Source organism: Streptomyces scabichelini (genome assembly GCF_011045015.1).
In the GTDB taxonomy this organism is placed as follows: domain Bacteria; phylum Actinomycetota; class Actinomycetes; order Streptomycetales; family Streptomycetaceae; genus Streptomyces; species Streptomyces scabichelini.
Window position 1 is genome coordinate 43,636 of the sequence record NZ_JAAKZY010000026.1, and the last position, 20,865, is coordinate 64,500.

A 20,865-nucleotide genomic window follows, 5' to 3' on the forward strand; every position below is an offset into this window, starting at 1 on the left:
AGCCGCCTCCTCACCTGGAAGGGTGGGGAGGCGGTCGCACATTCACCATCCTCCGAGGAGCAGAGCAAGTGAGCAGCAACAGCGGTGACGTACGGCTCTGGGGCGGCCGTTTCGCCGACGGTCCCGCCGAGGCCCTGGCGAAGCTGTCCGCGTCCGTCCACTTCGACTGGCGGCTCGCGCCGTACGACATCGCCGGTTCGCGTGCCCACGCGCGCGTGCTGCACAAGGCGAACCTCCTCACGGCCGACGAGCTGGAGCGCATGCTCGCGGGGCTCGACCAGCTCGAGGCCGATGTCGCCGACGGCTCGTTCGTGGGCACCATCGCCGACGAGGACGTCCACACCGCCCTGGAGCGGGGCCTGTTGGAGCGGCTCGGCCCGGACCTCGGCGGCAAGCTCCGCGCGGGCCGGTCGCGCAACGACCAGGTCGCCACGCTCTTCCGGATGTATCTGCGCGACCACGCCCGCGTCATCGGCGGCCTGATCGCCGACCTCCAGGACGCGCTGATCGGCCTGGCCGAGGCCCACCCGGACGTCGCCATGCCGGGCCGTACGCACCTCCAGCACGCCCAGCCGGTGCTCTTCGCGCATCACGTACTGGCCCACGCCCAGGCCCTCTCCCGGGACGCCGAGCGTCTGCGTCAGTGGGACGAGCGGACGGCCGTGTCGCCGTACGGCTCGGGGGCCCTGGCCGGCAGCAGCCTCGGCCTCGACCCGGAGGCGGTCGCGAAGGACCTCGGCTTCGAGCACGGCAGCTCGGGCAACTCCATCGACGGCACGGCCTCCCGGGACTTCGTCGCCGAGTTCGCCTTCATCACCGCGATGATCGGCGTGAACCTCTCCCGGATCGCCGAGGAGGTCATCATCTGGAACACGAAGGAGTTCTCCTTCGTCACCCTCCACGACGCCTTCTCCACCGGCTCCTCGATCATGCCGCAGAAGAAGAACCCGGACATCGCGGAGCTGGCGCGCGGCAAGAGCGGCCGGCTGATCGGCAACCTGACCGGCCTCATGGCCACCCTCAAGGCCTTGCCCCTCGCGTACAACCGCGACCTCCAGGAGGACAAGGAGCCGGTCTTCGACTCCTGCGACCAGCTGGAGGTCCTGCTCCCCGCCTTCACCGGCATGATGGCGACCCTGACCGTCAACCGCGAGCGCATGGAAGAGCTGGCCCCCGCCGGTTTCTCGCTCGCCACCGACATCGCCGAGTGGCTGGTCAAGCAGAACGTGCCGTTCCGCGTGGCGCACGAGGTCGCCGGCGAGTGCGTGAAGGTCGCCGAGGCCGACGGCCTCGAGCTCGACGGCCTCACCGACGAGCAGTTCGCGAAGATCTCCGCGCACCTGACACCCGAGGTGCGGTCCGTGCTCAACGTCCCGGGCGCGCTCGCCTCCCGCAACGGCCGCGGCGGCACGGCGCCCAGCGCGGTCGCCGTCCAGCTCGCCGAGGTGAAGGCGGACGTGGCGGCCCAGCACGCGTGGGCCAAGGCCAAAGAGAAGCGGTAAGTGGAGCGCCCCGTAAGGGGCGCGGGGCTGTATCGATTTGCGGCTCCGCCGCGATGGGGGTCCCCCCGCTCGAGCGAAGCCGAGAGTGGGGGAGCGACAAGCCACGAGGCTCCCGCACCCGCCAAAGCACGGTACGAACCGAGCTCTTGGGCGGAGTCAAAGGTCATCGCGGGTTACGTTGGTCGGGAACCGTACCGGAGCCGACCGAACGGAGCCCGCGATGCCCTTCGCCCGACTGGCCACAGCAACAACCCCCACCTGCCACATCGGACTGGGCCTCGCCGCCGTCGGCCGCCCCGGCTACATCAACCTCGGCCGGGACCGCGACCTCGGAGAGAACCGCAGCGTCGAAACGCTGCGCATCCGCACCCACGAACTCCTCGACGCCGCCTACGCCCAGGGCGTGCGCTACTTCGACGTGGCCCGCTCGTACGGCCGCTCCGAGGAGTTCCTCGCCGACTGGCTGCGTACCCGGCCCGGTGTCGACGACGTCGTCATCGGCAGCAAGTGGGGCTACACCTACACCGCGGACTGGCGCTCGGACGCCGAGGAACATGAGGTCAAGGACCACAGCGTCGCCACGTACGAGCGGCAGCGCGCCGAGACCGCCGAGCTGCTCGGCGACCGGCTCGACCTCTACCAGATCCACTCGGTGACCCCGGACAGCCCGGCCCTCACCGACAAGGAACTCCACGCCAAGCTGGCGGAAGCCGCCGCCCAAGGGCTCACGATCGGCTTCTCCACCAGCGGACCGGCCCAGGCCGACGCCATCCGGGCCGCCCTCGCCGTGACTGTCGACGGCGAGCCCGTCTTCCGTACCGTCCAGGCCACCTACAACGCGCTGGAGACCTCCGCCGCGCCCGCGCTCGCCGAGGCGCACGACGCCGGGCTCACCGTGATCGTCAAAGAGGCCATGGCCAACGGCCGCCTCGCCGGTCCGCACGCCCCGGAGGCCGTACGCGCCATCGCCGAAGCGGCGGAACTCGGCTCCGACGCGGTCGCCCTCGCCCTCGTCCTGCGGCAGCCCTGGGCCGGTGTCGTCCTCTCCGGCGCGGCCACCGTCACCCAGCTCGCGTCGAACCTGCACGCCGCGGTGGTGGACCTGGACGACGAACAAGCGGCCCGGCTGACCGCTCTCGCCGAGGAGCCGGGCGCGTACTGGGAGCGGCGCGGGCAGCTGCCCTGGCACTGAGTCTCACGGTTTCGCATCCGCGGCAGACCCGCTGGTGGTGAGCGTCGCACGCCTTGTATGAGACGCTCTTGTCTCATATGGCCTATGCTTGTCTCATGGCTGTCGATCGTGAACACGTGCTGCGCAGTGCCGCGGCCCTGCTGACCCGGAAGTCCACCGCCACCATGGACGAGGTCGCCAGGGCGGCCGGGATCAGCCGGGCCACGCTGCACCGCCAGTTCGCCGGGCGCGACGCCCTCGTACGAGCCCTCGAAGAGCTCGGCATCCAGGAGTGCGAGGCGGCCCTGGATGCGGCGCGGCTCGACGCGGGCACCGCTCGGGAGGCCGTACGCCGCCTGGTGAAGGAGCTGGAGAGCGCCGCCGGGCTGCTCGCCTTCCTCTATGGCGAGAACCAGCTGTTCGAGGGTGAGGAGCGGAACGAGGGCTGGGCCCGGCTCGACGCCCGCATCGGCGCGCTGTTCCGGCGCGGTCAGGAGAGCGGCGAGTTCCGTATCGACCTCACGCCGGCCTGGCTCACGGAGGCCGTCTACGGGCTCATCGCCTCCGGGGCGTGGGCCGTGACCGAGGGCAGGGTCGCCGCCAAGGACTTCCACTACATGATCGTCGAGCTGTTGCTCGGCGGTGCGCTACGGAGAGAGGAATCATGACCAGCACTGTGCGGCCGGCCGCCGTGGCGGAGGTGGAGAAGCGTCCGGGCCGTTGGCTCGCGCTCTCCGTCCTCGTCCTCGCCGTGCTGCTGGTGGCCGTCGACGCGACCGTACTCGGTCTCGCGACCCCCTATATCAGCGAGGACCTGAAGCCTTCCGGCACTCAGCTCCTGTGGATCGGTGACGTCTACTCCTTCGTCATCGCCGGACTGCTCGTCTCGATGGGCAGCCTCGGCGACCGCGTCGGCCGCAAGAAGCTGCTGCTCATCGGCTCGGTCGCGTTCGGTCTCATATCCGTGCTCAACGCCTACGCGAGCACACCGGAGTTGATGATTGTGGCGCGGGCGCTGCTCGGTGTCGCGGGCGCGACCCTGATGCCCGCCACCCTCGCGCTCATCCGCAACCTCTTCCACGACCCGCGCGAACGCAGTCTCGCCATCGGTATCTGGGGCGCCACCGCCTCGGCCGGTACGGCTGTCGGTCCGGTCGTCGGCGGCTTCCTGCTCGAACACTTCTGGTGGGGCTCCGTCTTCCTGATCAACCTCCCCGTGATGGCGGTCCTCGTCCTCGTCGGCGTGAAGCTGCTGCCCGAGTCCCGCAACCCTGAGCCCGGCCCCTGGGACCTCACCAGTGTCCTGCTGTCCCTCGTCGGCATGGTCGGCATCGTGTACGGGGTGAAGGAGGCCGCCGCGCACGGAGCGAGTGGTGAGTCGGCCGCCGCGGGTCTGCTCGGCGCGGCCGCGCTCTTCTGGTTCGTACGCCGCCAACTCACGTTGCCCACCCCGCTGTTGGACATGCGGCTGTTCCGCAATCGCGGTTTCTCCGGGGCCGTGCTCGCCGATCTGCTGACCATCCTCGGTCTGTCCGGGCTGGTCTTCTTCCTGTCGCAGTATCTGCAACTCGTGCAGGGCAGAGGGCCGTTGGAGGCGGGGCTGGCCGAACTGCCCGCGGCGATCGGTGCGGTGGCGGCGGGGCTCGTAGCCGGTAAGGCCGCGCGCCGGTACTCGGTGCGTGGTGTCGTCGCGGGCGGGCTCGCCGCGATCGGCCTGGCACTGGCCGCGCTCACGCTGCTGAGCCAGTCCACCGGCTATCCGCTGCTCGGTGGCGCGCTGCTGGTCGTGGGCGTCGGAGCGGGCTTCTCCTTCACCGTGACCGCCGACGTGATCCTCTCCAGCGTCCCCAAGGAGCAGGCGGGCGCCGCGTCCGCGGTCTCCGAGACGGCGTACGAACTCGGCGCCGCCCTCGGCATCGCGCTGCTCGGCTCCATCGTCACCGGCGTCTACGGCGGCTTCACCGCTCCCGCCGGCACGCCCCCGGACGTGGCCGCCGCGGCGCACGAGTCCCTTGGCGGCGCGGTGGAGTCGGCGGCGGCCCTGCCGAACGCCGACGGGCTGCTGAACGCCGCCCGCACGGCCTTCGTCGACGGGCTCACGCTCGCGGCGGGCATTGGAGCGGTAGTGCTGCTGGCCGCGTCGGCAGCGTCATGGGTGCTCCTGAGAGGTCAGAAGCTGGGAAACGCGGCGTAGGGGAGGCGTCCCTCAGGGGCGCCTCCCCAGGGGCGCGGGGCAGTGTCTATATGCGGCTCCGCCGCGCGGGCGCGACCAGCCACGACGCACCCGCACCCGACGAACGACCCCCCGGCTCAACCAAACCCGCAGGCAGCGCCCCGCTTTAAGCCCGCTTTCGCCCTCGCCTGATGGTCTGGCCCTGTACCCGATGTCGTCCCACACGGCTGAAGGAGCCACCGACCATGACACGTCGTATGCGTAAGACAGTTGTCGTCGCCGCCACCGTGCTGGCCGCCGCGGGCCTTGCCGGAGGCGGTGTCGCCATCGCCGCCGACGGTGACGAGCCGCCGCGCGACAAGGTCCAGTTCGTCGTCGAGGAAGGCTCGTCGGACAGCGGAGCCGGCGCCTACGACCGGGAGGACTGCCCCGAGAAGGACGGGACCGGCGGGACTCCGTCCGAGTCCACGGTCGATCCCGAAGCGCTGTGACCGGCGTACTCCCGTGTGAGCGCGTCCGGGCACCGTAGTCACCGTAGTCAGGGCCGCGGTCGCGTTTCCGCCGCTGCGGTGCCCGCCGCGGCGATGCGCGCCGCGATGCGGTCGACGTCGCCGCGCTCGGCCGGCGGCAGCGGGACCCCGGTGGACTCACGCAGAGCCGCCGCGTCGGCGAGCAGCCGCGCGGCGAGGCCGGTGCGGCCGGCCAGCGCGTGTGCACCGGCCAGGCCCTCCTTGGCCAGGGCCACCGCGCGGGGGTCGGCGGAGCGTTCGGCGTTCGCCAGCCCCTCCTCGTGCAGGGCCAGCGCACCCGCCGCGTCGCCCCGCAGCTCCGCGATGAAGCCGAGCTCCGCGAGGATGAACGCGAGCGCCGGATAGGCCCGGGCGGCGCGGTCGGGTTCCAGCCAGGCGCGGAAGAGTGCCTCGGCCCGGTCGAGCCGTCCCTGGCGGCGGGCGCTGATGGCGAGTCCCAGATCCGCGTACTGTTCGCCCACGGGATGGGAGTGCTCGGCCGCCAGTCGCCGGGCCCGTTCGAGCAGTTCGTCCGCGCGGGCGTGGTCGCCGCGCAGTAACGCGACCCGGCCGAGATCGGCCAGCTTCTCCGCGTACTGGGTCCACAGGCCCAGCTCCTCCGTCAGCTCCAGGGAGACGCGGTGCAGGCGTTCCGCCTCCGCGTAGTCCGCTGTGATCATGGCGACGGAGCCGAGTGCGTCGGTGGCCTGGAACTGCCCCCAGCGGTCACCGAGCCGGCTGAAGAGATCCAGGCTCTCGCAGCCGTGGCGCGCCACCGCGGCCAGATCGCCTTCGAGTTCGGCCTGGAAGGCGCGGGCCGCGAGGGCGGCGGCCGTGCCCCAGCGGTCGCCGCAGGCGCGGAAACCCGCCAGGGCCTCCTCGAGCCGTCTCACACAGACGGTCTGGTCGCCCATGCCCCACTGGGTGAGGGCCAGGAACCAACGGGCCCATGCGCGCGCCCGCGGATCCGGTGCCACGGCCGTGTACGCGTCCAGGGCCTCGCCGCCGCGTTCGACGGCCTCGCCGTCGCCGAAGACCGCCATCGCCAGACCCGCCCGCCACACCGCGGCCTGAGCACGCGACACCTCGGGTGCCCCCTTCGCCGCGTCGAGCACCGTGTCCAGCGTGCGCAGCGCCTCGCGCGCCCGCCCGCGCAGGAACCAGTACCAGCCCAGCGCGTTGACGAGCCGCAGCGCGCTCTCCGCGGCACCGTCCCGCACGGCGCCCTCCACGGCCCGCCGCAGATTCGCGGCCTCACCGTCCAGGCGCCGCAGGGCGTCCTGCTGCCCGGCGCCGTACAGCAAGGGGGCGGTCGCTTCGGCGAGCGCGAGGTAGTACGCGCGATGCAGACGCCGTACGCGCTTCGACTCGCCCGCCTCCGCCAGGCGTTCGGCGCTGTACACCGCGACGGACTCCAGCATCCGGTAGCGCGGCCCGTCCGGCCCTTCGGTCATCACCACGAGGGAGCGGTCCACCAGCCGGGCGAGCAGGCCCGTGACCTCGGACCGCGGCACGTCGTCCCCTGCGCACACCGCCTCGGCCGCGTCGAGCGTGCAGCCGTCGGCGTGGACGGAGAGCCGGCGCAGCACCGCGCGCTCCGGGCCGGTGAGCAGCTCCCAACTCCAGTCGATCATGGCGCGCAGAGTCCGCTGCCGAGCCGGGGCATCACGCCGCCCCGCGTCCAGTACGGCGAACCGGTCGTCCAGACGCGCGGCCAACTCCCGTACACCCAGCGCCCGTACGCGCGTGGCCGCCAGCTCCAGCGCCAGCGGGATGCCGTCGAGGCGACGGCACACGCTCTCCACGGCATCCGCGTTCTCCGCAGTCGGTACGAAGCCGGGGGCGGCCCGGGCGGTGAACAGCTCGACGGCGTCCTCGAGCGCCAACGGCGGTACGGACCACACCAGTTCGCCCTCGACGCCCAGTGGCTCCTGACTGGTCGCCAGGACGGTCAGCCCGGGAGCGGCCCGCAGCCAGCGGCCGACGGCCAGGGCCGCGGCGTCCGCGACATGCTCACAGTTGTCCAGCACCAACAGCAGCCGCCGCTCGCGCAGGGCCTCGGCGACAGGATCCCCCGACGCCGCACCGCCGCCCGGCAGGGGAGGCCGACCCCGCTCCTCCCGGATGCCGAGGACGCCCGCGGTCAGCTCCGTCAGGGCGGCGAACGGGTCGCCGCCGCACGGCCCGCCGATCCCGGCGAGTTCCACGAGCCATACGCCGTCCGGGTGTTCGGCCTCGGTCAGGCGCGCTGTCTCCAGCGCCAGCCGGGTCTTGCCCACGCCGCCCGCCCCGGTCAGCGTCACCAGACGGTGCCCGGTGAGCAGCTTCCGCAGCTCCGTCACGGCCGCCGACCGGCCCAGCAGGGGGGTGAGGGGAGCGGGCAGGTTCGTCTGCGGCCGGTCCCGCCGGACCGCTTCCGTCAACGCCGGGTCCTGGCGCAGGATCGACCGGTGCAGGGCGGCCAGTTCGGGACCGGGATCGGCGCCCAGCTCCTCGGCGAGACGCACCCGCAGCGCCTCGTACTCCGCCAGTGCCTCACCCTGCCGCCCGGCCCCGTACAGCGCCCGCAGCCGGACGGCGTGCAGTCGCTCATGCAGCGGGTGCAGCGCGACCGGTTCGCGGAGCTCGTCGGCGATGAGGCGGTGCTCGCCCAACTCCAGCCGGGCCTCGGCCAGTTCCTCCAGTGCGGTGAGCCGCTGCTCCTCCAGCCGGTCGGCAGCCGTGTGCACGAACGGGTCGTCGGTGGCGCGGTCCGCGTAGGCGGGGCCGCGCCACAACTCCAGTCCCCGCGTGAGCAGTCCGGCGCGGGCGCGGGAATCCCGGGTGGCACGGGCCCGCGCAGCCAGCTCATGGAAGCGGTCGGCGTCCAGCTCGGCCGCCTCCAGGCGCAGCCGGTAACCCCCGGGGCCGTACTCCACCAGCTCCCGTGCCCCCGGCTCGCCCTGCTCCAGGGCCCGGCGCAGCTGGGACACCTTCGCCTGAAGGGCGTTCGCCGCCTTGCCCGGCGGACGGCCGCTCCAGACCGCCTCGATCAGCCGGTCCGGCGACACCGGCCGGCCCTCGGCGGCCAGCAGCAGTGCCAGCAGGGCGCGGACCTTGGGCTCGGGCACGTTCACCGGAGTGCCGTCGGCGGACCAGACCGCCACAGGACCGAGCACCCCGAACCGCATACGCCCAGCGTAACCGGCTCCCTCAGCCCGCCGTCAGCGGACCATCAGCGTCGCTCGGCACGCTCGGCGCATGACGACCTACACCCACGCGACCAGAGCGGGGCGCCGCGAATGGGCCGGGCTCGCCGTCCTCGCGCTCCCCACGCTGCTGCTCGCCCTCGACCTCAGCGTGCTGCACCTCGCCGCACCCAGTATGAGCGCCGAACTGAAGCCGGACAGCACCCAGTTGCTGTGGATCCTCGACATCTACGGATTCATGATCGCGGGATTCCTGGTGACCATGGGCGCCCTCGGCGACCGCATCGGCCGCCGCAGGCTCCTCATGGCGGGCGCCACCGCCTTCGCCGCCGCCTCCGTCGCCGCCGCGTACTCCACCAGCCCCGGCATGCTGATCGCCACCCGCGCACTGCTAGGCGTCGCGGGCGCCACCCTGATGCCGTCCACGCTCGCCCTGATCAGCACCATGTTCCGCGACACACGGCAGCGTGCGGTCGCCGTCGGGGTCTGGATGACCTGCTTCATGGTGGGCAGCGCCGTCGGCCCCGTCGTCGGAGGACTGCTGCTCGAGCGGTTCTGGTGGGGTTCGGTCTTCCTGCTCGGCGTGCCCGTGATGGCGCTGCTGCTCATCAGCGCGCCCATGCTGCTTCCCGAGCACCGCGACCCCGGCGCCGGGCGCGTCGACCCGCTGAGCGTGGCCCTGTCGCTCGGGGCAGCCATCGGGGTGGTGTACGGCCTGAAAGAGCTGGCCGCACACGGACTGCGGCCGTCGGCTCTCGTGGTCCTAGCGGGCGGCGTCCTGCTGGGCCTGGCGTTCGTGCGGCGTCAACGGGTGCTGACGCAGCCCGTGATGGATCTGCGGCTGTTCGCGGAGCGGGCCTTCACCGGCACTCTGCTGATCATGCTGGTCGCGGTGATCACGGTCGGCGGCACGATGCTCTTCGCGGTCCAGTACCTGCAGATGGTCCGGGGACTCTCGGCGCTGGACGCGGGGTTGTGGCTGCTGCCCGCGATGGGCGCGACGATCGCCGGCTCCATGGTGTCGCCGTTGCTGGCCCGGCGCGTGCCGCCGGGCCGCCTCGTCGGTGGCGGTCTGGCGCTGGCGGTCCTCGGCCACGCGATGGTCGCCGCGGCGGGCGGCACGGGCGGCTTCGGCCTGACGGTCGGCGGCGTGGCCCTGGCGTTCCTGGGCGTCTCGCCCACGATGGTGCTCGGCACGGACCTGGTGCTGGGCTCGGCCCCCGCGGAGAAGGCGGGCTCGGCGTCGTCGTTGTCGGAGACCGCGGGGGAACTGGGCTCGGCCCTCGGCATCGCGCTGCTCGGCTCTGTCGGAGCGGCCGTCTACCGGGCCCGTATGGAGGGCCGGGCATCGGACAGCCCGGCCGCGGAGGACAGCCTGCCGGGTGCGTTGGCCGCGGACGGACTGCCCGCCGGTGTCGTGGCGGCGGCGCGGGACGCCTTCACCAGCGGTATGAGCGTCGCCGCGGTGGTGGCGGCCGCGGTATCGGCGGCGCTCGCCGTCGCGGCACTGCGGATCCTGCGCCACGTACCGGCACTGGGCGAGGTACCGACACTGGGCGGGCCGGTCCACGAGGACGACGTGCCGGCACACGACCATGGCGCAGGGACCCACGAGGACGACGTTCCGGAAATCGGCTCCGCGTCGAGTCAGGTCCGTCCTTAAGCCGGTTTTCGCCCTCGCCTGATGGTCTTGCTCCCAGGCAACGCCTCACAGCGGCCTCGCCCGCGCCTCCGTGCGCCGGGCGAAGCCGCAGTCCGACGGCGCTAAGGAGCGACAAGACCATGACACGTACGCGCAACACGGTCCTCGCAACGGTCACCGCGCCGGCCGCGGCAGGAAGCGCCGACCCCGCGGAGGCCCTGTGACCACGAACAGCGACACCAGCGACGGAAAGCTCCTCGAAGAGGCGCTCTTCGAGGTCAAGCGGGTGATCGTCGGGCAGGACCGCATGGTGGAGCGGATGTTCACCGCGGTCCTGGCCCGCGGGCACTGCCTGCTCCAGGGTGTGCCCGGGGTCGCCAAGACGCTCGCCGCCAAGACCCTCGCCCAGGTCGCGGGCGGCCGGTTCGCCCGGCTCCAGTTCACCCCGGACCTCGTCCCGTCCGACATCACCGGCAACCGGATCTACCGGCAGTCCAGTGAGACCTTCAGCGTCGAACCCGGCCCCGTCGTCGCGAACTTCGTCCTCGCCGACGAGATCAACCGCGCCCCCGCCAAGGTGCAGTCCGCGCTCCTCGAAGTGATGGGCGAGCACCAGGTCTCCATCGGCGGCACCACCATCCCCGTCCCCGAGCCGTTCCTCGTACTCGCCACCCAGAACCCCATCGAGTCCGAGGGCGTCTACCAACTCCCCGAAGCCCAGCGCGACCGCTTCCTGCTCAAGGTGGAGATCGCCGCGCCGAGCGAGTCCGAAGAGCTCGCGATCCTCTACCGGATGAGCGTCGACCCGCCGCGGCCGCGCCCCGTCCTGACCCCCGAGCGGCTCATCGCGCTCCAAAGGACCGCCGACGAGGTGTTCGTGCACCACGCGATCGCCGAGTACGCCGTACGGCTGATCGTCTCGACCCGTGAACTCGCGGGCCCCGACAGCCGGTTGGCGCACGGTGCAGGGCCTCGCGCCACCCTCGGCCTGGTCGCCGCCGCCCGGGCGCTCGCCCTGCTCCGCGGCCGCGGCTACGTCCTCCCCGAGGATGTGCACGATCTGGCCCACGAGGTCATCGCGCACCGGCTGGTGCTGTCCTTCGACGCGCTCGCCGACGGCGTCACCGGAGCCGAGATCGTCGACGAGGTGCTCGCCGCGGTGGAGCAGCCACGGATCAGTCCGCGCCAGGCCGCGGCCGACCAGGAGGAGAACGTGGCATGAGCGGCACCCCCACCCTCCGCGAACTCACCCCCGAACAAGCCCTCAAGCACCTGGAGCTGCTCTTCACCCGCCGCCCCGACGGCCTCCTCCAGGGCGACCACCCGGGGCTGGTGCCCGGTCCCGGCAGCGAAGTGTCCGAGACCCGTCCGTACGTCATCGGGGACGACGTACGCCGGATGGACTGGAGCGCCACCGCGCGCACCACCGTCCCGCACGTCCGCCTCACCCTCGCCGACCGGGAACTCACCACCTGGATCGTCCTGGACGCCTCCGCGAGCATGGACTTCGGCACGGCCCGGATGGAGAAACGCGACCTGGCCGTCGGCGCCGCCGCGGCCGTCGCCTTCCTCACCGAGCGGGCCGGAAACCGGCTCGGCGCCCAGATCACGGGCCCCGACGGCATCCGGCGGATCCCGCCGCGCACCGGCCGCGGCCACCTCCTCAGAATCCTGCGCGCCGCCCTCGACCGCCCCCGCGTGGCACCCGGCGCGGCCGCCCCCGGACACACCCTCGCCGACGCCCTGTCCTCCCTGCGCACCCTGCCGGGCCGCGGACTCGTCGCCGTCGTCTCCGACTTCCTGGAGACCGGCTGGGAGCAGCCGCTGCGCACCATCGCCCACCGCCACCAGCTGCTCGCGGTCGAGACGGTCGACCCCCGCGAACTGGAGCTGCCCGACGTCGGACTGCTCACGGTGGTCGACCCCGAGACCGGCCGCAGGCGTGAAATCCCCACCAACGCCCGGCGGTTGCGTGAGCGGTACGCCGAAGCCGCGCTGGAGCAACGGGCGTTGATCAAGACGTCCATACGCCGCGCGGGCGCGGCCCACCTGCGGCTGCGCACGGACCGCGACTGGGTGCGTGACGTCGTACGCCATGTCGCGGCCCAGCGGCGCCGAGCGGGAGGCGGTGCCGCGTGAACGCCCGGCCCAGGTGCCGGCGGCCGTGGAGCCGGCGGCCGTTGCGCCGGGTGAGCACCACATCACCGTCGTCCGCATCCGCATCCGTCCCCGTCCCCGTCCCCCGGGAGGTGCCATGAGTCTGCGTTCGCCCGGCTGGCTGCTGCTTCTGGTGCCGCTCGTCGCGCTGATCGGCGTGTATCTGGTGGTGCAGCGCAGGCGCGGCCGGTACGCCGTCCGATTCACCAACCTCGATCTGCTGGACAAGGTCGCACCCAAGCAGCCCCGTTGGCGGCGGCACATCCCCGCGGCCGCCTTCTGCGCCACGCTCGGCCTGCTGGTCGTCGGCTTCGCCCGGCCGACCACGGACGTGCGGGTGCCGCGCGAACGGGCCACCGTCGTCGTCGCCTTCGACGTCTCCGCCTCCATGGAGGCCACCGATGTCGAGCCGACCCGTTTCGAAGCAGCCCAGCGGGCCGCCCTCGCCTTTGTCGACCGGCTGCCCGAGCGCTTCAACGCGGGGCTCGTGCCCTTCAGCGGCACCGCGAACGTGGCGGTGCCGCCGACCACCGACCGGGGCGCGTTGCGCTCGGCCATCGAACGGCTCACCACCGGCGAGGGCACGGCGATCGGCGAGGCCGTCGTGGCCGCGCGGGACGCCGTGCGCATGCTCGACCGGGAGGCTGAGCGGCGCCCGCCGCCCGCGCACATCGTGCTCCTGTCGGACGGCTCCAACACCACGGGACGCTCCGTCGAATCGGCGGCCGAAGAGGCGGCCGGCGACAGAATCCCGGTCTCGACCATCGCGTACGGCACCGAAGGCGGCACCATCGAACTGCCGTCCGGCGACACCATTCAGGTCCCCGTGGACGGGCCCGCCCTGGAAAACCTCGCGTCCCGCACCGGCGGCGACTTCCACGAGGCCGCGACGGGAGAAGAACTCCAGGAGGTGTACGAGGACATCGGCAGCTCCGTCGGCCACCGCACCGAGGAACGCGAGATCTGGCAGTGGTTCGTCGCAGCCGGCCTCATCACGGCCCTGGCCGCGGCGGCAACATCACTGCTCTGGTTCTCGAGGCTACCGTGACGGCTCCACTGAACTCCGCGACCGCCGGGACCGGTTCGGCTCCCGGCACCGCCGGGTTCGGTACCGGTGCCACTGGCTCGGCGCCCGGCGTCATGGGCTGCGTGTCCGGCAGTTGTCGGGTCGGTGTCCGGCCCTGGCCATCCGTCACCACGGGCCACCCGGCACCACAGGTTTGGTGCGTGGCACCGCAGGTGCGGTACCCGGCACGACGGGTTCGGTGTCTGCCAACCGCTGGTTCGGCGACCGGCAGTGCCGGTTCCCTGCCCGGCACCGCCGGCTCGGCGCCGGTATGCCCGGGCAGTTCCGGTTCCGCGTCCAAGGAGGAACGATCGTGTCCGACAATCGATACACCGGCCATCCCGGCCCCGCGGCCCCTCCGGGCCCGTCCCGGCCCTCTGGCCCACCGGGTCCCAACGGCCCGCGGGCGGACGACGGATGGCCAGAGCCGGACGCCGACGATCGGTACCCGGGTCTGACCGCGGCGCGCGGGGACTCGTTTGATCTCGCGGGCGACGACGACGCGGACCCGGCCGCGCAGTCGAATGAGCCGTACGGCCGCGCGGGCACCGGCGATGCGGACCCAGGTGCGCAGGCCGGTGACCCGTACTCGAGTGGGACGACCGACCCTCCGTACGCCGGTCTCGGTGAGCCGCGTGGGCCGGCCTTCGTGCCGGGGCGGCCGCCGCCGGCGTTCGGGCCGCCCGCGGTGCCGGCCGCCGCGCCGGAGGCGTATGCGTCCCCGTACGCCACCCCGCAGGCCCCGGCTCAGCGGCCTCCGCGTAAGCCCCGGCCGGTCGTCGCGGCGGTCCTTGCCGCCGTGCTCGCGGGCGGGGCCGCGGGATACGCGGCCGGGGCCCTCGGCGACACGGACTCCGACACGTCGGCCGCCGCACAGGACGTCGGCGGGCTCGAAGCGGTCGCCGCGCGCGTGCTGCCCAGCGTGGTGTCGGTCCAGACCGACGACGGCCAGGGCTCCGGATTCGTCTTCGACGAGCGTGGCCGCATCCTCACCAACGCCCATGTGGTGGCGGGCAGTTCGGAGGTGTCGATCGAGCTCCAGGACGGCCGGCGGCTCCGCGCGGACGTACTCGGCGACGATCCCGCCAACGACGTCGCCGTCCTCGAACCCGAGACCGCACGCGGCCTGCGGGCCGCCGACCTGGCCAACGGCGCCCGGCCCGGCGTGGGCGACACCGTCCTCGCCATCGGCTCCCCGCTCGGCCTGAGCGGAACCGTCACCTCCGGCATCGTCAGCGCGCTCGACCGTTCCGTACGCCTCGGCGAGGGCGGCGAGCGCCGACGCGCGCTGCAGACCGACGCGTCGATCAACCCGGGGAACTCCGGCGGCCCCTTGGTCGACGCCGACGGTCGTGTCATCGGCATCAATACGGCCATCGCGACGTTGGACCAGCAGCGCGGTGGTTCGATAGGCATCGGTTTCGCGATCCCGGTGGCCGATGCGAGGGAGGCAGCGCAGGCGATCATCGACTAAGCGTGCCGGGGGAAGTGCAGTACGAAAGGTGCGGGCCGTTTGTGGCTGGTCGCGCAGTTCCCCGCGCCCCTTACGGGGCGCGCCCCCATCGCGGCGGAGCCGCAAATTGACACAGCCCCGTGCCCCTTACGGGACGCTTGGCGGAGGGAGTGGAGTCGGCATGAGACTCCTGGTGGTCGAGGACGAGGAAGACCTGGTCGTCGCGCTCAAGCTCGGTCTGGTCAGGGCCGGGTACGCCGTCGATGTTGCCCCGGACGTCGACACGGCCACGGAGAAGCTGGCCGTCAACGAGTACGACCTCGTCCTGCTGGACCTCAACCTGCCGGACGGCGACGGGTTCTCGGTGTGCCGCGCGGTACGGATGACACCGGGCGGCCCGCGCATCCTGATGCTCACCGCCCGCGACCGGCTCGCCGACCGAGTGCGGGGCCTCGACGAGGGCGCCGACGACTACCTGGTGAAACCGTTCGCGCTGCCCGAACTCCTGGCCCGTATCCGCGCGCTGCTGCGCCGTGAGGACGGCGGCACCTCGGTCGTCGAGGTCGGCGAACTCCGCCTGGACACCGCCCGCTTCGAGGCCTTCCGCGGCGAACGCCCGCTCCAGCTCACCCCCAAGGAGTTCGGCGTCCTGCACTATCTGATGACCCGCCCAGGCCGCGTCGTACCGGCCGAGGAACTGCTCGAACACGTCTGGGACGAGAACGCCGACCCGTTCACCAACACCGTGCGGGTCACGGTCGGTTCACTGCGCCGGAAGATCACCGGAGACGAGGAACCGCTCATCGAGACGGTGATCCGGCAGGGCTACCGGCTCAAGGAGGACGCAGGATGACCGGCCACCGCCGCCAGGAGCGGCTGTTCGCCGCGCTCCGGCTCGTGCGGGCGAGGATGCGCCTGCCCGCCTTCACCCACACCATCCGCTTCCGCCTCACCGTCCTCTACTCGGGCCTGCTCTTCGTCCTCACCGCGCTCGTCCTCGGCGCGACGTACTTCGCGGTCGAGCGTAGCGGCGAGGCGCACCCCGTCAGCAACGAGTTCCGGGCCAAGAAGTACGTGAACGGCCAGTACATGGGCGAGTTCGACGCCGTGAAGCTCAAGGAGGTCGAGGCCGCCGTCAACTACGCGACCCTCGACAACCTCCGCCGCTCCTCCTTCGTCGTACTCGGCGGCCTCGCCGTCACCAGCCTCGCCATCGGCTGGGTCCTCTCCGGCCGCGTCCTGCGCCCCGTACGCGCCATCTCCCGTACGGCCGCCGAAATCCAGGCCACCGACCTCTCGCAACGCATCCGGCTCGACGGCCCGAAGGACGAACTGCGCGATCTCGCCGACACCGTCGACTCCATGCTCGACCGGCTCGACGAGGCCTTCCAGGCCCAGCGCCAGCTCATCGACGACGCCTCGCACGAACTGCGCAGCCCGCTCGCGATCATCCGCGCCAACCTGGACGCGGTGCTGACCGCCGAGGAGTCCGACGAGACGGAACGCAGGGCCGCCGCCCGCAGCGTGGACCGCGCGACGACCCGTATGACACGGCTGGTCGAGGACCTGCTGGCCACGGCCCGCCGTACCGCGCCCGCGCTCGCCGACGCGGACGTTGACCTGGCGGCGGCGGCCGGCGAGGCGTGCGAGGAGTTCGCGCCGCTCGCCGCCGAACGAGGTCTCGTCCTGTACCGCCGTCTCGCCACGGGCCTGACGGTCATCGGCGACCACGACGCGCTGCGCAGAGCGATCGGCAACCTGCTCTCCAACGCCGTACGCCTCGCTCCGCCCGGCACCCGCATCACCGTCGCGGCGGGCCGGGCCGAGGGCTGGCTCTGGACGTCCGTACAGGACGAAGGCCCCGGCATCCTCGACGACGACCAGGCCCGGGTCTTCGACCGCTTCTGGCGGGCGAAGGGCAACGGCGGCGGCCGCGACCGGCACGCGGGTCTCGGCCTCGCCATAGTCCGCCAGATCGTGGAGTCCCACGGTGGCCAGATCCGCCTGTTCTCCCGGGTGGGGGAGGGCTCGACGTTCGTACTGTGGTTCCCGGCCCCCGGCGCCGACCACGTGAACGGCGGCCCACCCGAGGAACAGCCAGCCTGACACGCCCCGATAGGGGCGCGGGGAACGGCGCGACCAGCCACACACGACCCGCAGCGAACAACCGGCCCGGAGTTCCCCCGCCAACTCAGCGGAGCGCTTACGCGGCTTTCGCCTTCGTGGCGTACATGTCGACATACTCCTGCCCCGACAGCCGCATGACCTCAGCCATCACGGAGTCGGTAACGGCGCGCAAAACGTACCGGTCGCGGTCCATGCCCTCGTACCGGGAGAACTCCATCGCCTCGCCGAAGCGGACCGTGACGCGACCTGGGCGCGGGATGCCGGCGCCGCCCGGCTGGATCTTGTCCGTGCCGATGAGAGCGAACGGGACGACGGGTGCGCCGGTCATCATGGCCAGCCGCGCGATGCCGGTACGGCCGCGGTACAGGCGGCCGTCGGGGGAGCGGGTGCCCTCGGGGTAGATGCTGAAGACCTTGCCCTCCTCCAGCACCCGGCGGCCGGTCATCAGCGCCGCGACACCGCCGTGGCCGCCGTCCCGGTCGACCGGGATCATGCCGCAGCCGGTGAAGAACCAGGCCATGAGGCGGCCCTTGAGGCCCTTGCCCGTGACGTACTCGTCCTTGCCGATGAAGAAGACCTGACGCTGGCAGAAGAGCGGCATGATCATCGAGTCGATGAACGTGAGATGGTTGCCGGCCAGAATCACCGGGCCGGTCCCTGGGATGTTCTCGGCGCCTTCCACTCGTGGGCGGAACATCAGGCGCATGATCGGTCCGAGCACTGCCTTGATGAGCGCGAAGCGGGACAACGGGCCCTCCGGTGTCAAGGGAACAGTGAAGAGTCTCTGCAGGTGAGGACGATACTCGCGGCCCTCGGGGTATTGCACATCGGGTTCACGGAGTGGATACGCAGTGTCGCTACTTGTTTACCTGCGGTGGCCCGCCGTTGCACGCCCGACATCCGGACGAGATGTGTGACTAATGCCGCATCCGGGGGCGGACGTCGCCTGAATGCCGCATTCCGTCGGCTTCCGTCGAGGGCGGCCGCCGTGGAGGCCGACCTTCCGTCAACTCAGGCACCTCATACGACACTCAGCATCATCCGCATGTTCCGTCCCAGGTCTCCCACCGGTCACCCAAGGGCACCTACGATCGTCCCGCTTTGGCAGGTGCAGGGCAGGTGCAGGACAGATACAGGCCAGTCGCGGGAGGAGCGCTCATGGGGACGCAGGGGTCGGACGAGCAGGGGCGGGGCACGGGACGGCGGGCGCTGCTCGGGGCCGCGGTGCTGGGCGCGGGCGGAGCGGTCCTCGGGCTGCCCGGTGCGGCAAGGGCCGAAGAGCGGCACGGCGGCGGAGGCTACAAGAGCCTGCCCGTGCCGACGGTCATCGGGCACCGCGGGGCCAGCGGCTACCGGCCGGAGCACACGCTCGGCGCATACCAGCTGGCCCTCGACATGGGCGCGGACGTCATCGAGGCGGGCGACCTGGTGCCCACCAAGGACGGCCACCTCGTGTGCCGTCACGAACCGGAGATCGGCGGCACCACGGACGTCTCGGCGCACCCCGAGTTCGCCGGCCGCAAGACCACCAAGACGCTCGACGGGGTCGCCACCACCGGCTGGTTCACCGAGGACTTCACGCTCGCCGAGCTGAAGACCCTGCGCGCCAAGGAGCGCATTCCGGCCAACCGCCCGCACAACACGCTCTACGACGGCCGCTGGGAGATCCCCACCTTCGAGGAGGTGCTGCGCTGGCGGAACGAGCAGACCAGGAAGCGCGGCAAGCAGGTCTGGATCTACCCCGAGCTCAAGCACCCCACCTACTTCCGCAAGCTGGGCCTCGGCCTGGAGGAGCGGGTCGCCAAGGTGCTGCGCAAGTACGGCATGGACGAGAAGAACTCGCCCGTCATCCTCCAGTCCTTCGAACCGACCGGCATCCAGCGTCTGAACAAGCTGGTCGGCAACCCCCTGGTCGTGCTCCTGTCCGGCGCGAGCACCCGCCCCTGGGACTTCGTCGAGACGGGCGACCCGCGTACGGTCGCCGACCTGGTCAAGCCCGCGGGCCTGAAGTGGATCGCCTCGTACGCGCAGGGCATCGGCCCCACCCTCGACCTGATCATCCCGAAGGACGCGAGCGGCAACCTCACCACGCCGACCACGCTCGTCAAGGACGCGCACGCCGAGGGCCTCATCCTGCACCCGTACACGATGCGCAACGAGAACCCCTTCCTGCCCGCGAACTTCCGCAAGGGCACCGACGCGGACGGCTACGGAGACGCCTTCGGCGCCTTCAAGACGTACTTCGCGACCGGCATCGACGGGGTCTTCACCGACAACCCGGACACCGGCCTCCTCGCCCGCGAGGACTTCGTCAACGGCTGAGCCGCGGGGCCCCGGTTGGGGTGAAAGACGGTCGCTCCGGGCAACCTCATGCCGGAGCGGCCGCGTCGTGCCGCATATGACACACGACATGTTTGCCACGCTCAGCCCGTTGCTGGCCGCCGAGGCCTCCGCGGAGGCACACGCCTCCGGGACCGAGTCGGGCGACCTCGAACAGGCCGTCTGGCTGCGGCTCCTGGAACGCCTGGACACGGACGGCCCGCCCGACGACCCCGCCGCCTGGCTGCGCATCGCCGTCCGCGCCGAGGCCCGCCGCACCCGCCGCACCGCGAGCATCGAGCTGCCGTACGCCACCGAGCCCGCCGACGACACCCGCCCGGGTCCGGAACAGCTCGCGCTCACAGCGGCCCGGCGCCGCGCCCTGCACTCGGCCGTACGTCGTCTCCCCGGCCGCTGCCCGCGCCTGATGGCGGCGCTGCTGTCCCCGCATGACCTGACATACCGGGAGATCGCAGGGGAGTTGGGTATCTCACAGGGCAGTCTCGGTCCGGAACGTTCCAGATGCCTGGGATGTCTGCGTCGAATGCTCACTGCGGAGGTTGCGGCCCGCTGACCGCGGGGATAGGAGTGAGGGACAACTGGCGGAGCAGGTGAGCGGGAGGCATGCACACATGGGCATGAGCGTGACCATCTCGGCGGCGACCGAGCAGGACGCCGAACAGATCCTCAAACTGCAGTTCCTCTGCTACCAGAGCGAGGCCGAGCTGTACGGCGACTACAGCATCGAGCCCCTCACCCAGTCGCTCGACTCCCTCAAGGCGGAGCTGGCGAGCGGCACGGTCCTGGTGGCCCGGCTCGGCGGCGAGGTGGTGGCCTCGGTGCGCGGCGCCGTGGACGCCGACGGGACGGCACGCATCGACAAACTGATCGTGCACCCGCGTATGCAGCGGCACGGTCTGGGCGGGCGACTGCTCGACGCCATCGAGGCGAGGCTCTCCAAGGGTGGCGCGGTCAAGGGGTTCCAGCTGTTCACCGGGCACCGTAGTGAGCACAATCTCCAGCTGTACCGGAAGCATGGGTACGAGGCTGTGGCCAGGCGGCGTGTCGATGAGCGGCTCACCCTGGTGACGCTGGCGAAGCCCGCCGAGGCGGCCGCCTTCGTGGCAAGCGCCTAGTTCGGCTCCGCCGAACGAGACCTGCGCAGCCAGAACATGGCTGTCACCGGCAGCAGCACCGGGATGAAAAGGTAGCCCATGCCGTAGTCCGACCAGACCGTGGCATCGGGGAAGGCGGACGGGTCCGCGAGGGTCCAGGTTCCTACGGTCAGTACGCCCGTGAGCTCGGCGGCACAGCACACCAGTGCCGCCTTGCGGGCCGTCTCCCCGCCGCGGACGAGGGAGTACGTGATGAAGCCGTACACGAGGCCCGCGACCGCGGAGAGCGAGTAGGCGAGCGGGGCCTTGTCGAACTCCGTCGCGATCTGCACGACGGAGCGCGAGACGGCGCCGACGACCATCACGCCGTACAGCCAGACCAGCAGCATGCCCGGACCGCTGATGAGTCGCGTGCGCGCGGGCTTCTCCTCGGCCGCCGGCAC

At 72.0% G+C, this 20,865-nt stretch carries 18 protein-coding genes; 15 read left to right on the forward strand and 3 right to left on the reverse strand.

All coding sequences use genetic code 11. The annotated features are described in order from the left end of the window. The first annotated feature begins 68 nt into the window (after positions 1-68). The 5 genes from argH to G5C60_RS11145 all read left to right on the forward strand — a co-directional run bounded on the left by argH (position 69) and on the right by G5C60_RS11145 (position 5,337). Positions 69-1,502 carry an argininosuccinate lyase gene (gene argH, locus G5C60_RS11125; protein WP_165257564.1) on the forward strand — a complete coding sequence of 478 codons (1,434 nt, stop codon included), beginning with the start codon at positions 69-71 and terminating at the stop codon, positions 1,500-1,502. 220 nt (positions 1,503-1,722) lie between these two features. Further along, positions 1,723-2,694, forward strand: a complete 972-nt coding sequence (locus tag G5C60_RS11130; protein ID WP_165257566.1) for an aldo/keto reductase — start codon at positions 1,723-1,725, stop codon at positions 2,692-2,694. 95 nt (positions 2,695-2,789) lie between these two features. Beyond that, a complete protein-coding gene (locus tag G5C60_RS11135; protein WP_206439347.1) occupies positions 2,790-3,341 on the forward strand; it encodes a TetR/AcrR family transcriptional regulator in 552 nt (183 codons plus the stop codon). Beyond that, positions 3,338-4,867: an MFS transporter gene (locus tag G5C60_RS11140; protein ID WP_165257571.1), complete on the forward strand. Its 1,530-nt coding sequence runs from the start codon at positions 3,338-3,340 to the stop codon at positions 4,865-4,867. The genes G5C60_RS11135 and G5C60_RS11140 overlap by 4 nt, the downstream gene beginning before the upstream one ends. 224 nt (positions 4,868-5,091) lie before the next feature. After that, a complete protein-coding gene (locus G5C60_RS11145) occupies positions 5,092-5,337 on the forward strand; it encodes a hypothetical protein (RefSeq protein WP_165257573.1) in 246 nt (81 codons plus the stop codon). Between the two features lie 47 nt (positions 5,338-5,384). On the opposite strand, the gene G5C60_RS11150 is transcribed toward G5C60_RS11145, so the two are convergent. Further along, on the reverse strand, positions 5,385-8,525 hold the full coding sequence (locus G5C60_RS11150) for an ATP-binding protein (protein WP_165257576.1): 3,141 nt from the start codon (positions 8,523-8,525) through the stop codon (positions 5,385-5,387). 70 nt (positions 8,526-8,595) lie between these two features. Here G5C60_RS11150 and G5C60_RS11155 point away from each other — a divergent pair, with 70 nt between their 5' ends. The 7 genes from G5C60_RS11155 to G5C60_RS11185 all read left to right on the forward strand — a co-directional run bounded on the left by G5C60_RS11155 (position 8,596) and on the right by G5C60_RS11185 (position 16,967). After that, the gene (locus tag G5C60_RS11155) at positions 8,596-10,206 is read left to right on the forward strand and encodes an MFS transporter (protein ID WP_165257578.1); all 1,611 of its coding nucleotides are present in this window, start codon (positions 8,596-8,598) and stop codon (positions 10,204-10,206) included. 199 nt (positions 10,207-10,405) lie between these two features. Next, a complete protein-coding gene (locus G5C60_RS53620; RefSeq protein WP_338145775.1) occupies positions 10,406-11,407 on the forward strand; it encodes an AAA family ATPase in 1,002 nt (333 codons plus the stop codon). Then, positions 11,404-12,324 (forward strand): DUF58 domain-containing protein, encoded by a 921-nt coding sequence (locus G5C60_RS11165; RefSeq protein ID WP_165257581.1) that lies wholly within the window; start codon positions 11,404-11,406, stop codon positions 12,322-12,324. Before G5C60_RS53620 ends, G5C60_RS11165 begins: the two co-directional genes overlap by 4 nt. After that, complete coding sequence (locus G5C60_RS11170) at positions 12,281-13,390, forward strand: VWA domain-containing protein (RefSeq protein ID WP_241266685.1); 1,110 nt, start codon at positions 12,281-12,283, stop codon at positions 13,388-13,390. The genes G5C60_RS11165 and G5C60_RS11170 overlap by 44 nt, the downstream gene beginning before the upstream one ends. A gap of 331 nt (positions 13,391-13,721) precedes the next feature. Beyond that, complete coding sequence (locus tag G5C60_RS11175; protein WP_338145776.1) at positions 13,722-14,882, forward strand: S1C family serine protease; 1,161 nt, start codon at positions 13,722-13,724, stop codon at positions 14,880-14,882. Between the two features lie 160 nt (positions 14,883-15,042). Continuing rightward, positions 15,043-15,714, forward strand: coding sequence for a response regulator transcription factor (locus G5C60_RS11180; RefSeq protein WP_206439348.1), 672 nt, complete (start codon positions 15,043-15,045; stop codon positions 15,712-15,714). Further along, a complete protein-coding gene (locus G5C60_RS11185; protein WP_206439349.1) occupies positions 15,711-16,967 on the forward strand; it encodes a sensor histidine kinase in 1,257 nt (418 codons plus the stop codon). Before G5C60_RS11180 ends, G5C60_RS11185 begins: the two co-directional genes overlap by 4 nt. 97 nt (positions 16,968-17,064) lie before the next feature. On the opposite strand, the gene G5C60_RS11190 is transcribed toward G5C60_RS11185, so the two are convergent. Next, positions 17,065-17,754, reverse strand: coding sequence for a lysophospholipid acyltransferase family protein (locus tag G5C60_RS11190; RefSeq protein ID WP_165257583.1), 690 nt, complete (start codon positions 17,752-17,754; stop codon positions 17,065-17,067). Between the two features lie 392 nt (positions 17,755-18,146). Here G5C60_RS11190 and G5C60_RS11195 point away from each other — a divergent pair, with 392 nt between their 5' ends. The 3 genes from G5C60_RS11195 to G5C60_RS11205 all read left to right on the forward strand — a co-directional run bounded on the left by G5C60_RS11195 (position 18,147) and on the right by G5C60_RS11205 (position 20,443). Further along, positions 18,147-19,310 carry a glycerophosphodiester phosphodiesterase gene (locus G5C60_RS11195; RefSeq protein ID WP_165257585.1) on the forward strand — a complete coding sequence of 388 codons (1,164 nt, stop codon included), beginning with the start codon at positions 18,147-18,149 and terminating at the stop codon, positions 19,308-19,310. A gap of 76 nt (positions 19,311-19,386) precedes the next feature. Further along, on the forward strand, positions 19,387-19,881 hold the full coding sequence (locus G5C60_RS11200) for an RNA polymerase sigma factor (protein WP_165257588.1): 495 nt from the start codon (positions 19,387-19,389) through the stop codon (positions 19,879-19,881). A 58-nt stretch (positions 19,882-19,939) separates the two neighbouring features. Continuing rightward, entirely contained in the window at positions 19,940-20,443 is a 504-nt protein-coding gene (locus G5C60_RS11205) for a GNAT family N-acetyltransferase (RefSeq protein WP_165257590.1), read from the forward strand. Here G5C60_RS11205 and G5C60_RS11210 read toward each other — a convergent pair. Beyond that, positions 20,440-20,865, reverse strand: a complete 426-nt coding sequence (locus G5C60_RS11210; protein WP_165257593.1) for a hypothetical protein — start codon at positions 20,863-20,865, stop codon at positions 20,440-20,442. The two genes, G5C60_RS11205 and G5C60_RS11210, sit on opposite strands and share 4 nt — an antisense overlap.

What these genes read in the sequence shown, in the direction of transcription:
- G5C60_RS11135 (WP_206439347.1), top strand. Translation starts at nt 2,790, where the DNA reads ATGGCTGTCGATCGTGAACACGTGCTGCGCAGTGCCGCGGCCCTGCTG.
- G5C60_RS11165 (WP_165257581.1), top strand. Translation starts at nt 11,404, where the DNA reads ATGAGCGGCACCCCCACCCTCCGCGAACTCACCCCCGAACAAGCCCTC.
- G5C60_RS11205 (WP_165257590.1), top strand. Translation starts at nt 19,940, where the DNA reads ATGGGCATGAGCGTGACCATCTCGGCGGCGACCGAGCAGGACGCCGAA.
- G5C60_RS11200 (WP_165257588.1), top strand. Translation starts at nt 19,387, where the DNA reads ATGACACACGACATGTTTGCCACGCTCAGCCCGTTGCTGGCCGCCGAG.
- G5C60_RS11185 (WP_206439349.1), top strand. Translation starts at nt 15,711, where the DNA reads ATGACCGGCCACCGCCGCCAGGAGCGGCTGTTCGCCGCGCTCCGGCTC.
- G5C60_RS11195 (WP_165257585.1), top strand. Translation starts at nt 18,147, where the DNA reads ATGGGGACGCAGGGGTCGGACGAGCAGGGGCGGGGCACGGGACGGCGG.
- G5C60_RS11150 (WP_165257576.1), bottom strand. Translation starts at nt 8,525, where the DNA reads ATGCGGTTCGGGGTGCTCGGTCCTGTGGCGGTCTGGTCCGCCGACGGC.
- G5C60_RS11155 (WP_165257578.1), top strand. Translation starts at nt 8,596, where the DNA reads ATGACGACCTACACCCACGCGACCAGAGCGGGGCGCCGCGAATGGGCC.
- G5C60_RS11130 (WP_165257566.1), top strand. Translation starts at nt 1,723, where the DNA reads ATGCCCTTCGCCCGACTGGCCACAGCAACAACCCCCACCTGCCACATC.
- G5C60_RS11170 (WP_241266685.1), top strand. Translation starts at nt 12,281, where the DNA reads ATGTCGCGGCCCAGCGGCGCCGAGCGGGAGGCGGTGCCGCGTGAACGC.
- G5C60_RS11180 (WP_206439348.1), top strand. Translation starts at nt 15,043, where the DNA reads ATGAGACTCCTGGTGGTCGAGGACGAGGAAGACCTGGTCGTCGCGCTC.
- G5C60_RS11140 (WP_165257571.1), top strand. Translation starts at nt 3,338, where the DNA reads ATGACCAGCACTGTGCGGCCGGCCGCCGTGGCGGAGGTGGAGAAGCGT.
- G5C60_RS11145 (WP_165257573.1), top strand. Translation starts at nt 5,092, where the DNA reads ATGACACGTCGTATGCGTAAGACAGTTGTCGTCGCCGCCACCGTGCTG.